Annotated in this window: 15 protein-coding genes and 4 tRNA genes; 10 read left to right on the top strand and 9 right to left on the bottom strand. The window is 53.5% G+C overall.

The genetic code is table 11. From position 1 onward, the window contains the following. Positions 1-45: 45 nt before the first annotated feature. The 9 genes from ACLTX1_RS06820 to larC form a co-directional block, all read right to left on the bottom strand. Complete coding sequence (locus ACLTX1_RS06820; protein WP_412330662.1) at positions 46-606, bottom strand: hypothetical protein; 561 nt, start codon at positions 604-606, stop codon at positions 46-48. 18 nt (positions 607-624) lie between these two features. Next, on the bottom strand, positions 625-1,065 hold the full coding sequence (locus ACLTX1_RS06815; protein ID WP_412330661.1) for a TolB family protein: 441 nt from the start codon (positions 1,063-1,065) through the stop codon (positions 625-627). Further along, positions 1,047-1,172 (bottom strand): hypothetical protein, encoded by a 126-nt coding sequence (locus ACLTX1_RS06810; RefSeq protein ID WP_308448089.1) that lies wholly within the window; start codon positions 1,170-1,172, stop codon positions 1,047-1,049. The genes ACLTX1_RS06815 and ACLTX1_RS06810 overlap by 19 nt, the downstream gene beginning before the upstream one ends. A gap of 31 nt (positions 1,173-1,203) precedes the next feature. Next, complete coding sequence (locus tag ACLTX1_RS06805; protein ID WP_343284191.1) at positions 1,204-1,869, bottom strand: SGNH/GDSL hydrolase family protein; 666 nt, start codon at positions 1,867-1,869, stop codon at positions 1,204-1,206. 267 nt (positions 1,870-2,136) lie between these two features. Beyond that, positions 2,137-2,221: transfer RNA gene (locus ACLTX1_RS06800), tRNA-Tyr, on the bottom strand. 320 nt (positions 2,222-2,541) lie between these two features. Continuing rightward, positions 2,542-2,617: transfer RNA gene (locus ACLTX1_RS06795), tRNA-Thr, on the bottom strand. Between the two features lie 22 nt (positions 2,618-2,639). Continuing rightward, a tRNA-Lys gene (locus ACLTX1_RS06790) sits at positions 2,640-2,715 on the bottom strand. A 138-nt stretch (positions 2,716-2,853) separates the two neighbouring features. Continuing rightward, complete coding sequence (locus ACLTX1_RS06785) at positions 2,854-3,894, bottom strand: hypothetical protein (protein ID WP_412330660.1); 1,041 nt, start codon at positions 3,892-3,894, stop codon at positions 2,854-2,856. 176 nt (positions 3,895-4,070) lie between these two features. Further along, positions 4,071-5,351 carry a nickel pincer cofactor biosynthesis protein LarC gene (larC, locus tag ACLTX1_RS06780; protein ID WP_412330659.1) on the bottom strand — a complete coding sequence of 427 codons (1,281 nt, stop codon included), beginning with the start codon at positions 5,349-5,351 and terminating at the stop codon, positions 4,071-4,073. A 345-nt stretch (positions 5,352-5,696) separates the two neighbouring features. On the opposite strand from larC, the gene ACLTX1_RS06775 reads away from it, so the two are divergent. The 10 genes from ACLTX1_RS06775 to ACLTX1_RS06730 all read left to right on the top strand — a co-directional run. After that, a tRNA-Tyr gene (locus ACLTX1_RS06775) sits at positions 5,697-5,781 on the top strand. A 512-nt stretch (positions 5,782-6,293) separates the two neighbouring features. After that, a complete protein-coding gene (locus ACLTX1_RS06770; protein WP_412330658.1) occupies positions 6,294-7,214 on the top strand; it encodes a ParM/StbA family protein in 921 nt (306 codons plus the stop codon). After that, positions 7,211-7,486 (top strand): plasmid segregation centromere-binding protein ParR, encoded by a 276-nt coding sequence (locus ACLTX1_RS06765; RefSeq protein WP_412330657.1) that lies wholly within the window; start codon positions 7,211-7,213, stop codon positions 7,484-7,486. The genes ACLTX1_RS06770 and ACLTX1_RS06765 overlap by 4 nt, the downstream gene beginning before the upstream one ends. 28 nt (positions 7,487-7,514) lie before the next feature. Continuing rightward, the gene (locus ACLTX1_RS06760; protein WP_148485908.1) at positions 7,515-8,063 is read left to right on the top strand and encodes a hypothetical protein; all 549 of its coding nucleotides are present in this window, start codon (positions 7,515-7,517) and stop codon (positions 8,061-8,063) included. A 149-nt stretch (positions 8,064-8,212) separates the two neighbouring features. Then, the gene (locus tag ACLTX1_RS06755; RefSeq protein ID WP_148485909.1) at positions 8,213-8,806 is read left to right on the top strand and encodes a hypothetical protein; all 594 of its coding nucleotides are present in this window, start codon (positions 8,213-8,215) and stop codon (positions 8,804-8,806) included. A gap of 156 nt (positions 8,807-8,962) precedes the next feature. Then, a complete protein-coding gene (gene dcm / locus ACLTX1_RS06750; protein ID WP_343284468.1) occupies positions 8,963-9,991 on the top strand; it encodes a DNA (cytosine-5-)-methyltransferase in 1,029 nt (342 codons plus the stop codon). Continuing rightward, positions 9,987-10,940 carry an amidoligase family protein gene (locus tag ACLTX1_RS06745; protein WP_148485911.1) on the top strand — a complete coding sequence of 318 codons (954 nt, stop codon included), beginning with the start codon at positions 9,987-9,989 and terminating at the stop codon, positions 10,938-10,940. Before dcm ends, ACLTX1_RS06745 begins: the two co-directional genes overlap by 5 nt. A gap of 11 nt (positions 10,941-10,951) precedes the next feature. Continuing rightward, positions 10,952-11,491 carry a gamma-glutamylcyclotransferase gene (locus ACLTX1_RS06740; protein ID WP_148485912.1) on the top strand — a complete coding sequence of 180 codons (540 nt, stop codon included), beginning with the start codon at positions 10,952-10,954 and terminating at the stop codon, positions 11,489-11,491. A 57-nt stretch (positions 11,492-11,548) separates the two neighbouring features. Next, the gene (locus ACLTX1_RS06735; protein WP_412330656.1) at positions 11,549-13,177 is read left to right on the top strand and encodes a collagen binding domain-containing protein; all 1,629 of its coding nucleotides are present in this window, start codon (positions 11,549-11,551) and stop codon (positions 13,175-13,177) included. Positions 13,178-13,187: 10 nt separating this feature from the next. After that, on the top strand, positions 13,188-13,468 hold a 281-nt coding region (locus ACLTX1_RS06730), incomplete at its 3' end, for a hypothetical protein (RefSeq protein ID WP_412330655.1).

The following is a 13,468-nucleotide window of genomic DNA, read 5'->3' as shown; positions in this document are numbered from 1 at the left end:
CTGCACCGAATTTCAGGTGCAGAGCTTTTGTCATTGCTTTATAATTTAATACAAACCCGGCTTGCAGAGAATCTCGTGAATTTTCGTGTCAAGGCAGTCTGCCGTATACGCCGGCGTGATGATACACGCGGTGTCCGCACCACGCGCCGAGCCGCCCACACAGACAACCGGCTTATTAAACTCAATCGCGCCGTTATCCAGCGCCATCATGGCGATCTCCACGCAAACCTTCGTGCCCTGTCCGAACATGCGCAGCGTGTGCGCCATAATCTCCACCGGGTACGCGCCGCTGAATTTACGACTGATGCCGCGTTCCGCACCGCTCAAAGCGTGCGCGGCATGAATGATATGCACACCGGCTGCGGTCAACTCCGCGCGCCGCTCGTCCGTCATGGTGTTCACGCCCTGCTTCGGGTAGCCGTACGCCTGCCCCACCATAACCATCGGCACATTTGTCCCGAGCTCTTCCTGCATTTTGATGAGTTCTATAAGCGTGTCGCCCGCGCTCGAAGCCACCACAAGCGTCGTTCCGCCCTCCTTCGCAGCGTTTAAAGCAATGTGCAGCGTCTCCAAAGTATTCTCTTTGCCTTTATTTTCAAAAATCATTTTTATTCACCTCGTCAGTCATTTCGGGTCTTCCAAAATCGCGTAGCTCACAAATGCAAACCGCATGCTGTCTCCGGCCCAGGAGTTCACGTTGATCGAACCTTGCCCGCCAAACAGCGACAGAATTTTGTGCTGATTTTCGCCGTCCGCATCCATCAGCCACAGCTCCACCGACATGTTTGGCAGGTGCTCGTGCGGCTCCAGCTGCTCCGGGCCGTAGGAAATATAGACCACCCGTTTTCCGTCCGGTGATACATGCGGGAACCAGTTGTTCCGCCGGTTTTCGGTGATCTGCGTCTGCTCGCCGCCGTCCCGCTCCATGCGCCAAACCTGCATCAAGCCGGAGTTTGCAGCGTTATACCAAATGTACTTTCCGTCCGGGGAATACTCCGGGCCGTCGTTAAAGCCACCCTTTGTCAGTCGCTTTTCCGCGCCGCCGTTCACCGGGATCGTGTACACGTCCACTTCCTGCCTGCCGTCGATGTCGCGGAAAGCGCAGCAAGCTTTTCCAAAACCTCGCCCTGCATGTTGTTGAGCGGGCCGTAAAGCTGCACACCAAATTTCATGCTTTCAACTCCCCCAGATTATAATGGAATCTTACGCCTCCGGCGTGTGGTCGTATTCAAATCCGCACTTCGAGAGCCATTCCTTCGCCATCAGCGTCGCGCCGATCTGGTTCGGGTGCACGCGGTCCCATGCGATGAGCGAAGAGTGTTTATACTGCAAAAACTTGTCATACACCGCTTGGAAGTTTACAAAACGGCAGCCGTATTCCTCGGCAAGACGCTCGCAGATGCCCACATATTCCTGCATTCTGGCACGCATAAAGTCGCTCTTGTTCGTCTCCATGTAGTACGGCGTGCAGACGATAACGCCCTTCGCAACCATTTTCGCCTGTTCAATCATCGTGCGCAGGTTTTCTTCATATTCCACCGGGTCGACCGCCTGATCGGTGAGCGCCGGAGAATCAAACTGCCGCCACACATCATTGATGCCGATGCAGATAGACACCCACTGCGGGTTCAAGGAAAGCACGTCGCGCTCATAGCGCGCAAGCAGGTCTTTCGACGTATTGCCGCTGATGCCGGAGTTCGTAAAACGAATGCTCAGCTCCGGGTAAGTCGCCGTCACAAGGCTCTCGATGACGCGCGGATAGCCGTGACCCATGTTGTCAAACAAGCCCTCGCCCACCGGCTGTGCGCTGCCCATATCCGTTACGGAATCCCCTGCAAAAATAATGCGATCCATATTTTCAAAAATCATGGTAAACTCCCCCTAAAAGAGTAAATTTCTGGTTATATTATAATCGGATTTCTACAATATTACAAGGGCACTGTGCAAAATACCTACCACGTTGACAAAGGCCCGCAGCTGACGCAAAATGTGAAATGAAATAAATCTCACGCGCCGCAGCGCATTTCACAACAACCGTAGGTTGTTTTTTCACTATACCGAAGGTATATTTCACAAATCCCGAAGGAATTTATTTCACAGAAAAAAGGACTTTGCAAAATGCAAAGTCCTTTTTTCTGGTGGAGGAGGGTGGATTCGAACCACCGAAGCAAGAAGCAGCAGATTTACAGTCTGTCCCCTTTGGCCACTCGGGAACTCCTCCATATACAGAGCTGCGTAAACGCAAACTCATATTATAAAAACAGAAACAAGTTCTGTTTATTGCTGCCAAGCAAAACACTCGGAAACAATATATAGAAACGAAAACAAAATGTTCTCGATTTTAATCAACTGGAGCTGGCGAACGGACGAAGCCGCTTGCGCGTCTTCACGGCTTACAGCATAGCTGCTACGCCGCTTCCGGCTAAAAACTTTCCACCGGAAAGTTTTCTTAACGCCGAAACCCTTTCAGGGTTCGAGTCCGTACCGAACTCAATAAATATATAGAAAAGCGAAAACAAAATGTTCTCAGTTTTAATCAATTGGAGCTGGTGAACGGACTCGAACCCCTGACCTGCTGATTACAAATCAGCTGCTCTACCAACTGAGCTACACCAGCGCATAGCGCGTAAAAACGCGCTTGGTGACCCATCGGAGATTCGAACTCCGGACACCTTGATTAAAAGTCAAGTGCTCTGCCAACTGAGCTAATGAGTCATACAGCTTTAATATTATAGCAATTTCGCGCCGTTCTGTCAACTCTAAAATGAAAAAATTTGAAAATTTCCTTTTTCTCCGCAAAACCGCAGAAACATAAGGAAACTGCCCGGCAAAAGCCGGGCCTTCCCATCAAAATTATTTGTGCTCCGTAAAGAAATCATTCACAATGTCGCTCACGTCATAGTGCACAAACGGGCCCAAACCGCTGTTGACATCGATTGTATATCGGCAATCGGTTTCCGTATAGGCGTCGATAAAGTAGTTTTCTACGATCTCAATGTAATTTTTCACACCGTCTCTTTCAGCGGCTTCATCATCTGTGCGCACATAGACGCTCTCGTCAGACAAAAGATATATGAAGACAAGCTCTCTTGTCTGACCCGGCTCCAACAGAATATTCCCGGTCTTGTTCGGGTCTTCCGCATTCATCGGAACTTCTGCAATGCCGTTAATCAGCTCTCGCTTGTCGGTCGTGCACTCGGATATATCCAAAGGGCAGCCGTCTGTGTCATACTGTCCCATGGCGTATTCCCCGGAAAGGAATCCCGTCGCTTCATCTCCGGTGTTCTCAAAGCCGATTGTGACATACGCAAACGCATAATGCGGCGAAGAAAGCGTGCCGTCTTCGTTCAGCTCGCAGGTCTCCAGCCACGGGTAACCACCATTTATCCACCACGGAACAAAGCAGTCGTTATCCGCTGGCGTAAGACCATATTCAAGTTTATTGGACATATGCACGTCTTTGATCGTGGCTTTCACATTTTTACCGCCGTAAATGCTCGATGCAGAAAAGTACGGGTCATTCTCTGCATCAAAACTGCCGTCGCCGTTTTCAATTGAAATGCTCCCGTCTTCCGTGCGAACGATTTTCGGTATCTTGGAGAAATCCAGTTTTTCATCCGCTGTAAAATGCGATTCAAATTCTTCTTTCGCAGAAGATACCTCCGCCGTTTCAGATACTTCGGAGATTTCGGGATTTCCAGAGATCTCCGGCACCTCCGCTTTGCTTTCTTCCGAAACTACTGCTTCATTCCCCGGTGCCTCCGTGACCTCCACGCCGCCGGAGATCGCCTCCGCCTGCACGCGCGGCAAATTTGCAACGCCAAAGGCCACGCCGCTGACGCACGCAACTGCCAACACACCACACCAGATTTTCGTCCTTAACGTCCGTTTCATAACCAATACTCCTTTCGGTTTTGTGTAACCTTCCTACGCCCAGAGCATACCACACCCGCCCCGCTGTTTCAATATAAACCGTACCGTTTTTGCAGTTCCTTTGCAATACTTTTGCAAGTTTTGCCGCACACAGAAAAAGAGCCCCGTAAAACGCGAGGCCCATAAACCTTTATATTTTATCTATCAATCTTTTCCATCACTTCCGTGAGGCTCAACCCGTTTTTCTCGGCGAGCGCCGCCAGGTCATCGTGCTCAAACTTCGCGCGCCGCACGCCGTAGCCGGAAGACACCTTGCGGCGCACCGGACCGAGGGCGGTCTCCACCGTCTCCTCCGTGCGGGTCAGCACATAGCGGCGGCACAGCGTCTCGCGGATGCCGATGGTCGCCGTGTGTTTGAAAATCGCCTGCACAACGGCCTCCTTCTGCGCCTCGCGGCACAGCACCGTCAGCAGCGTGCCGGGGCGGTTTTTCTTCATCATAACGGCGGTTGTGAAGACCTCCACCGCGCCCGCCTCGCGAATCTTCTCCGCCGCAAAGCCAATCGTCTCGGCGGTCATATCGTCGATGTTGCAGTTCAGCTCGTAAACGGAGTCCGCGCCGTCGCCGGTTTCGCCCAGCATCGCGCGCACGCAGTTTGCCACTTCAAAGTCCTTCTTGCCCATGCCGTAACCCACGCGCTGCACGCGCATAACCGGCATATCGCCGAACGCTGCCGCAAAGTGCTTCAGCAAAGCCGCGCCCGTCGGCGTGCAGAGCTCACCCTGAATGCGCCCGCCGTAGATCGGCACGTCGCACAAAATATACGCCGTAGCCGGGGCCGGAACAGGCAGCACACCGTGTGCACAGCGCACCTTTCCCGCGCCTACATGCACCGGTGACGCAACAATCTTCTCCGGCGCAAGCTTGCGGATGAGCAAGCACGCCGCCGTAATGTCCGCCACCGCGTCCATTGTGCCGACTTCATGGAAGTGGATCTCCGAAATCGGCATGCCATGCGCATGGCTCTCCGCTTCCGCGATGAGCTTATACACCGCAATCACGTCTGCACGCACCGCATTCGCCAACGGCAGATGCCCGATGATATGCTCGATATCCGCCATGCTGCTGTGGTGGTGATGCCCGTGGTCGTGTTCATGCTCATGCGTATGTTCGTGATCGTGCTCGTGGTGATGCTCATGTTCATGAGAATGTTCATGTTCGTGTACATGGTCGTGAGCGTGATGTTCGTGGTCGTGCACGTCAGCGCTTTCTTCCTCCTCGCCGTTCACCGTAACGGAAAGATGCGTGCCGTTGATGCCGCATTTCGTGCTCACTTCCGCCTTAAATTCCACACCGGGGATACCGAGCGCGTTCAGCTCGTTGAGCACTGCCCGTTTGTCGTCAAACAGTTCTAAAAGCGCCGCCGAAAGCATGTCGCCCGCCGCACCCATGCCGCAGTCAAAATACAAAGTCTTCATGCAGATTCCTCCTAAAATCAAAAAGGCGCACGAACCTCATACAGTCCGCGCGCCTCCGCTGGCATAATTTAATCCTATAAAAACAAGATTCGGCGCTCCAACGCCCCCGCAGCTTCCTGCCGCAATAAATACAGTATACCGCCCCAAAGCGATGATGTCAAGCCAAACCAGAACCGCAAAGTCTTTCCCCCGCGAAAAAACACAAATTTTCGCAAAAACAGGGTTGACTTTTGCGTACCGATGTATTATAATAACGATTGTCTCAAGCGAGCAGTGTGTTCGTCTTGCAACAAACGGGTTTCCCGTTTTTATAATATGAGTTTGCGTTTACGCAGCTCTGTATATGGAGGAGTTCCCGAGTGGCCAAAGGGGACAGACTGTAAATCTGCTGCTTCTAGCTTCGGTGGTTCGAATCCACCCTCCTCCACCATCTGGGGTGGACACTTTAGATGTCCACCCCGTTTTTGTCAGTATTCATGCGGGTTTGCGGGCTTTTTAGAGCGCAAAATCCAAAATGATTTTCCATAGATGCCTTTTCCATAAAATGGCAATATCAAGATTTTTCGTGAGCAGATGCGGGGCTTCCGCCTGAAAATTCAGGCCGGAGGCCCCGCTTTTTTGCGTTTACCACCCTTTTTTCCCGTTGTCGGAAATGCAGAAGTTTCCGGCAGTTTCATAGATAGATTGACGAATCCCTAAAACGGGCCAATTTTAAGCCCTCAAGATACAAGGGGGTAGTGCGCCCTTTTTTAGAACCTCTCCGGCAGGCCGCCGGGGAGGTTTTTCGCAGCGATTTTTCGCTTTCCCCCTCTCCCACACCCTCACCCCCTAATTACTTACCAGCTGGGAAAGAACAAGCATTTCTTTCCAGCAAGCATACTCTAAGCCCCCAAACAAAGCCCTCAAGTTTTCAACAACCGTCAAGAAAGGATGAGCAAAACCATGAACATCGGCATAGACCACGGCTATTACGCCATCAAAACCCGGCATTTTTCTTTCCCAGCCGGTATCTCAGAATATTCCCACGAGCCCTACACCCTGCAGAACACGCTGGAGTACGGCGGGAAGTTTTTCGTGTGCGGGACGGGCAGGCAGCCCATCCTGCGAAACAAGATGGAGAACGACAACTACTACCTGCTTACCCTTGCCGCTATCGCCAAAGAGATTAAACAGCGCGGAGAAAAGGCTGAGTGTTCCGTAAACCTCGCAGCAGGGCTGCCTCTGGCCGGATTTGGCCGTGAGAAAAAGCCCTTCCGGGAATACCTTCTGCGTTCTTCCCAGCCGGTGTGCTTCAAATTTGAGGGAATCCCCTACAAAGTAACCATCGAGGATGTGAAACTGTTCCCACAGGGGTATTCCGCCATCGCCATCCATCCTGAACTTATCCAAAACGAACCTTCTGTTCTGCTCATGGATATCGGCGGCTGGACGGTGGATCTCATGCGGCTGGACAACGGCGTCCCGAACGCTTCAACCTGCCGCAGCTTGGAGCTCGGCATGATCCGTTGCATCGACGAAACGAAAGAACAGATCCGCCGGGATGTAGGGCTGTCCGTTACCGACGCCCAAGTAGAGCGCGTGCTGGCTGGAAAAGCCTGCAGCATGGACGAGGACGCCCGAAGCATCATCCAAAAGCAGGGCCGCCTCTACACCGAACGGCTTCTCTCGGCAGCCATGGAATCGGGGTTTGACCTGAAAGCCATCCCGGTAATCATGCTGGGCGGGGGCGCGGCAGTGGTTAAAGGCAACGTGAGCGAACAGGACGGCCTGTGCCGGGCTTTTGCCCTGATAGACGACCGTGTGAACGCCGAAGGATTCGAGCGGATTTTGGGGCATTTGTCGGGCGGTGTGAGCAAGGGATGAACAGGCCCCTATTCGGTTTCCGCCCCAACCTCCAGAATAAACGCCACCGCAGGGCTTGGGAAATCCTGCAGGCTGTGCCGGACGGGCAGAAAAACGCCTTTCTGGTGCAGGCTATTTTGGAGAGCCAAGAAAAGGAAACCTTTGAAACTACCCTGCGGCGGGTACTGCGGGAAGAACTTCAAGCTGTCCCTTCCCAGCCTGTGAAGCAGCCGGAGGAAGCCATCCCGCAGGAGATGATGGGCTTCCTCGGTTCCTTGCTGGGAGAAGATTAACTCTGTTTAAAACGAAAGGAACCGACTTATGAGAAAAGAAATCTACAAAATCAAAAACCCCAAGCATATTGTGTTTGGCGATCCCCTGTATTTCGAGGATTTCAAAGGGGCCGAGCTCAAACGCCTCACCGTGGATTACAAACCGCCCAAATCCTTCGATGCGGCCCGGCTTGTCCTGCTGGAGAAGCCGAATGAGAAATACCCCGAATACACAGACCGGACAATGACGCTTTACCTTGCCCCAAGGCAGACCATAGACATTTATGCCGATGAGAAGATCTACGCCTTCCAAAAAATAGATGGCAAATCCATCGGCGTAGATACCGCCCGCTATTACCTCAGCATTGACGGGCGCGACGATATAATCAGGACCGGCGCGGATGGCTGGTGGGGCAGCTTTGAGGAATACTATCGGGAAAACGGAAAAGGCCGCATTTCAGACGCCGTTGTCCTGACGGTTGCAATACCGGAAGAACAGGATTTTAACTGGATGAAGCAGATGGCCGGATATTTCTTTGAGGATATGCAGCCGGTCACCCCCAAAAAGCAAAAGAAAATGGATGGGCCAAGCCGCTGAAAACCCCAAACATAGCCCTTGTTGGTTGTGACGTTTGTCAGCCCTGCTTTGGCTGAAAGGTTGTTGCTCTTGGTGATAGCTTTATCAGGCGGGTTGCAGTATGCTTGTGTTGCCCGAAAGGGAAAGAAAAGAAAAAGGAGCGACAGAGCATGGAAACCAAGGGCATCACCTGCAAAATCCCATTAGACCTGCACAATCGCATCAGCGAGGAAATCAGGGAAACAGAAAGCACAATCAGCAAATTCATCGAAATGGTCATTATGGAGCACTATGAGAAAGGGGCTGTCAAAGTCATGGAAAAAGGAAGAACATTAGCATTTCAGGTGAGCGAGGAATTGTTCCAGAGGGTAAAGGAATACCTTGAAAACTACGAGAAAAACTACCACCGCCGCCTTACCCAAAAGGAATTCGTGATCAGTTTGATCGAACAGGCGCTGGAAGAAGCGGAAGAAGAATTCGAAGCCGCCAGAGCCGCCCAAGAGGAAGCACGGGCCAATCGGTTTAATCCTCTGACCGGATCATTTTATGGAGAAGCCGATGATACAGAAGCAGAAAATCCGGCAGAGAGTTTGGAAATCAACGAGGGCGAGGAAATCCCCGCAGAGGGAGATGACAGCGACGAGAACTGCCCCGACGAGGATGATGAGGACGTCATGCCGGAAAGCTGGGAGCAGGACGATGACGAGGAAGAAGAAGCCGAGCCTGCCGACGAATCCCCTGAAGATGAAGAAACCGAAGAATAACCTTACCAACAACACCCCCACAGGACTGAGGTACCGCCTCAGCCGCCTGCGGGGGTGTTTTCATATAGATTTCAGTTCACGAAAAAGGGGCGATGTCCATTGATTGTGCTTTAACGATTCATCAAATCCCTCAAAAGGAGCGTGATATAGAAAACCATACGATATATTGACCTGTTCTCCGGCATCGGCGGGTTCCGGGAAGGGCTCGCCCGCGCCGGAGGGTTTACCTGCGTAGGCCATTGCGAAATCGACGAAAAGGCAAACCAAAGCTATGAAGCCCTGTTCGATACAAAAGGAGAGTGGTTTTGTGAAGATATCCGAAAAGCCGATCCAAACGGCATCCCCGACTTCGACCTGCTGTGCGGCGGATTTCCCTGCCAGTCTTTTTCGATTGCTGGACACCGTGGAGGATTCGACGATCCAAGAGGTACCCTGTTCTTTGAAATTGCCCGGCTGACTGCGGCAAAAAGACCTGCGTATCTGCTGCTTGAAAATGTTCCCGGACTGCTTAACCATGACGGGGGCAGGACATTTGCGGCCATCCTCCATGCGCTGGACGGATTGGGGTATGGTCTGGAATGGCAGGTGCTCAACAGCAAGGATTTCGGAGTCCCCCAATCCCGAAAAAGGGTGTACCTTATCGGATATCTTAATAAAAGATGCAGAGGAAAAGTATTTCCTTTCACCGAAACAGCAGGCACATCTCTTATACAAATCCGCCCCGGCGCGCAGGGAGAGCGAGTCTACTCCCCGGAAGGGGTAAGCTGCACCCTCGCGGCGCAGACGGGCGGATTCGGCGGGAAAACCGGTTTGTATGAGGTGGGCCTGCCCATCAGGGAGAATACAAAAAAGGGGTACAAAATGGCGTATCCCGGCGACAGCATCAATCTGGCGTTTGCTCAGAAAAATACCCGGCGCGGCAGGGTTGGACGAAAAATCGCCCATACCCTCACCGCCAGCAGCGACCAAGGCACCTTGGAGCCGCTCAAGCGCATCCGCCGCCTGACGCCAAGGGAATGCCTGCGGCTGCAGGGATGGGCAGATGAACGGATTGATATCGTTTTGCCTCTCCAATCCGACGCCCAGCTATACAAGCAGGCAGGAAACGGCGTGACCGTTACAGTGGTGGAAGCCATCGGGAAACGGCTTGCCGCCGCCCATCGGGAGGTGACCGCCATCGATTGATTTAAAAGACCAATACTTCGGCTGCGAGATTGAGATGACGGGGCTAACCCGCCAGAAAGCAGCGGAAGCGGTGGCTTCCCTGTTCGGTACCATGGCCCGCCAGACACATGAATCCCGCACCTACGATCCGTGGGAGGTTATAGACAACGAGGGCAAAAAGTGGCGGTTTGTCTACGACTCCAGCATCCATGCTTCTCATCGGATCGGGCGGCAGCAGCTTCCCATAAGCGATGGCACCTACAAGGTGGAGATGAATTCCCCCAAGCTGGAATACAGCGAAATGGGAAAGCTGCAGGAGGTTGTCCGCGCCCTGCGCCATGCGGGGGCTGTCGTGAACGGAAGCTGCGGGATGCACGTCCATGTGGACGCCTCCAAGCATACCCCACAGAGCCTGAAAAACGCCCTCTCCATCATGTATTCCAAAGAGGACATCCTGTTCAAAGCCCTCAATGTCAATGAACACCGGGTGGAACGCTGGTGCCAGAAGGTGCGGGAACCCATGCTGGAAAAAATCCGCAAGCTTCCCACCAATACCACCATGGAACGCCTCAAGCGGGAATGGTACGGCGGGCGGGATGAAAGCTACGAACATTACAACTGGACGAGATATTACGCCCTGAACCTGCATTCGGTGTTCTATCGCAGCACCTTGGAATGGCGCTGTTTTGAAAGCACCCTCCATGCAGGAAAAGTCAGGGCAAATATCACGCTGGCGCTGGCCATCTCCGCGCTGGCCATCAACCAGAGCCGGACGGTGATGCGGAAAACCGAGATCAGCGAAAACCCCGCCTTTACCTTCCGCACCTTCCTTTTACGGCTGGGCCTCATCGGGCCGGAATACAAAAATGTGCGGGAACATCTGCTCTCGAACCTCCCCGGCGACCGGGCATGGCGGTATGACAAAGCCCAATACCCCAGCCTGCAAAACCGCCGAAACCAAGAACGATAACACTGGAGGTGATGAAAACCGAAAATTTCAAAAAGCCAACTGGTACACTGCTGTATTTTGCCTATGGAAGCAATATGAACCTAAACCAGATGGCCTTCCGCTGCCCCGATGCGGAAGTGGTGGATACCGTCCGGCTGGAAGGGTACCGCCTTGCCTTTTGCATGAACGGCGGCGGGAATGGCGTCGCCACTATCCTGCCGGAAGAAGGAAGCTATGTGGACGGTGTCCTCTGGCGGATCTCCGAACGGGATGAACGGCATCTGGACCATTACGAGGGCTTTCCCTACCTGTACGGGAAAGAACCTGTTGTGGTAATAGATCAGGATGGGATCAGGCATGAAATCATGGCTTACACCATGAACAGCCCGTACAAGGATACCCCCGCCATGCCCTCCAAAGCCTATCTGGAAGGAATCCTGAACGGCTGCCGGCAGAACGGGATCGAAACCGCCCCTGTTCTGGAAGCGGTCCGGCTCACTCAGAAGGAACTGCCAAAAAAAGAAATCCCCCATAAAAAACACCACCGCCGGAAACACGGCGAAGAACGATAATCTGAACACTGGCCCCCGTGGGATGGAGAATTTTCTCTCCATCCTGCGGGGGCCTTTTTGTATTTTACGAATAAGGAGAATCGCATGAAAAAACATCTAAAACGGCTGCTGTCCCTGATGATGGCGGTACTGCTCTGTATTGGCGTTATGCCAAGCAGCGCCTTTGCCGCCTCCTACGATTACGACGGGTACATCTCCATGATCGACCATAACACCAGAGGGTATTCCCTCAGTTCCAATCTTCCCGCCCCGTTTGGCGGCTACAGTTCCAATAAGTTCACCGAACTGCGGATCAACGACCTGAAAGCCTTCCGCACCGCCTACTGCATCCAGTTCAGTGTAGGCGTACACACGGGTATCGGTTATGACCAGTCGGACGATTACGCCGCTTTTACCGCCGAGCAGAAATCCATGATCAACACCGCCCTGACCTTGGGCTACAACGTGGAAACCGGAACAAAATACGGCGGCAGCGCCATCGACGAGTACATTGCCACCCAAATCCTCATCTGGCTGATTGCCCACGAGCAATTGGGGACCGGGTACGAAACGCAGATCGTCAATGAATTTACCGTCAACAGCCCCGCCGCGAAGCCCATCTTCTATCAGCTTCGGGAGAACGTCGTGAATTACCACACCATCCCGTCCTTTGCCACCGATGATCCAAGCGCGGTCGGGGCATATACCCACGCCCTCAAATACAACGAGAGCAATGGGAAAAACGAAACCACGCTGGTGGATGAGAACAATGTGCTGGGGAATTTCGCTGTCAGCTATCCGGGCGTGGATTTTTCCGTCAGTGGCAATGAACTGCACGTCTCCACCTCCGAAACCGAATTCGGTACCATTACCGCCGAAAAGCGGCTGCCTTCCTCTGTTCCCGGCGTGGTCACAGGCGGCACGAAATACTGGCTGCGGGACGAATACCAGAACGTGGTCACCTTCGATGTGGAAGGCTCCGCCGAGCCGGTGAAATGCTGCTTTTCCCTTGAAATCAAGGCAGGCGCCCTGCAGCTTGTGAAAACCTCCGAGGATGGCAAGGTCGAGGGAATCCCGTTCCACATCTCCGGCAACGGCGTCGAAAAAGACGTGGTAACGGGGCCGGATGGCACCATTAAGGTGGATAACCTCCAAGCTGGAAACTACACCGTAACCGAAAAGGCCCCGGACAAATACGTCCAGCCTGCTTCCCAGCAGGTGACCATCTACCCCGGCCAGACCTCCAGCGTGAGCTTTTCCAATATCCTGAAGAAATTCACCGTGGAGATGGAGAAAAAAGATTCCGGCCATAACAAGCCGAGAAGTACCGAATATGAAGCGCAGGGCGACGCCACTTTGGATGGCGCTGTGTACGGGCTGTTCAAAGGCGAAACCCTGCTGGATACCTACACCACGGCGAACGGGGGCAAATTTACCACCAAGGAATACCCCTGCGGACCGGATTACAGCATCCGTGAAATTTCCCCCAGCGAGGGGTACCTGCTGGACGAAACCGTCTACCCGGTAGGCGCGGAACCGGGCAATTTCACCTTGGAGAACAACAGCATCCCCATGACTGCCACAGAGGACGTCATTCTCGGCAGCATCGCCATCACCAAGCATACGGATCAGCCTGCCACCCCGGAACAGGAAGAACCGGTCCCGCAGTCGGAAGCGCCCGACTCCAGTTCTTCGGAAAATCCCTGAATCCACCCCTGTGCCGGAAGATGAAGCTGCTTCCTCCAGCCAGCCGGAAGCAAGCGCGGAATCCGAAGCCCCGGCAGAGCCTGCCGGGGAACCGTCCTCTGAAAGCAGCCCCGCGCCGGAAAGCGAGCCGGAGCCTGCCCCAAGCGCATCGACTGTGCCGCAGCTTGTCCCTGCGGTTGCCAGCCTTGCCTCCAAAGCTTCTGTTCTTCCTTTGTCCACCACGTCCTCCGGCGATGAAGTGCAGATCGAGCAGCCGGAGGAAGGCGCGGAGTTTCAGGTTTACCTTGCCAG

Source organism: Hominenteromicrobium sp., from assembly GCF_046974225.1.
In the GTDB taxonomy this organism is placed as follows: Bacteria; Bacillota; Clostridia; order Oscillospirales; family Acutalibacteraceae; genus Hominenteromicrobium; species Hominenteromicrobium mulieris.
The sequence above is the reverse complement of the archived record's forward strand: the minus strand, read 5'-3'. Positions and strand labels throughout refer to the sequence as shown.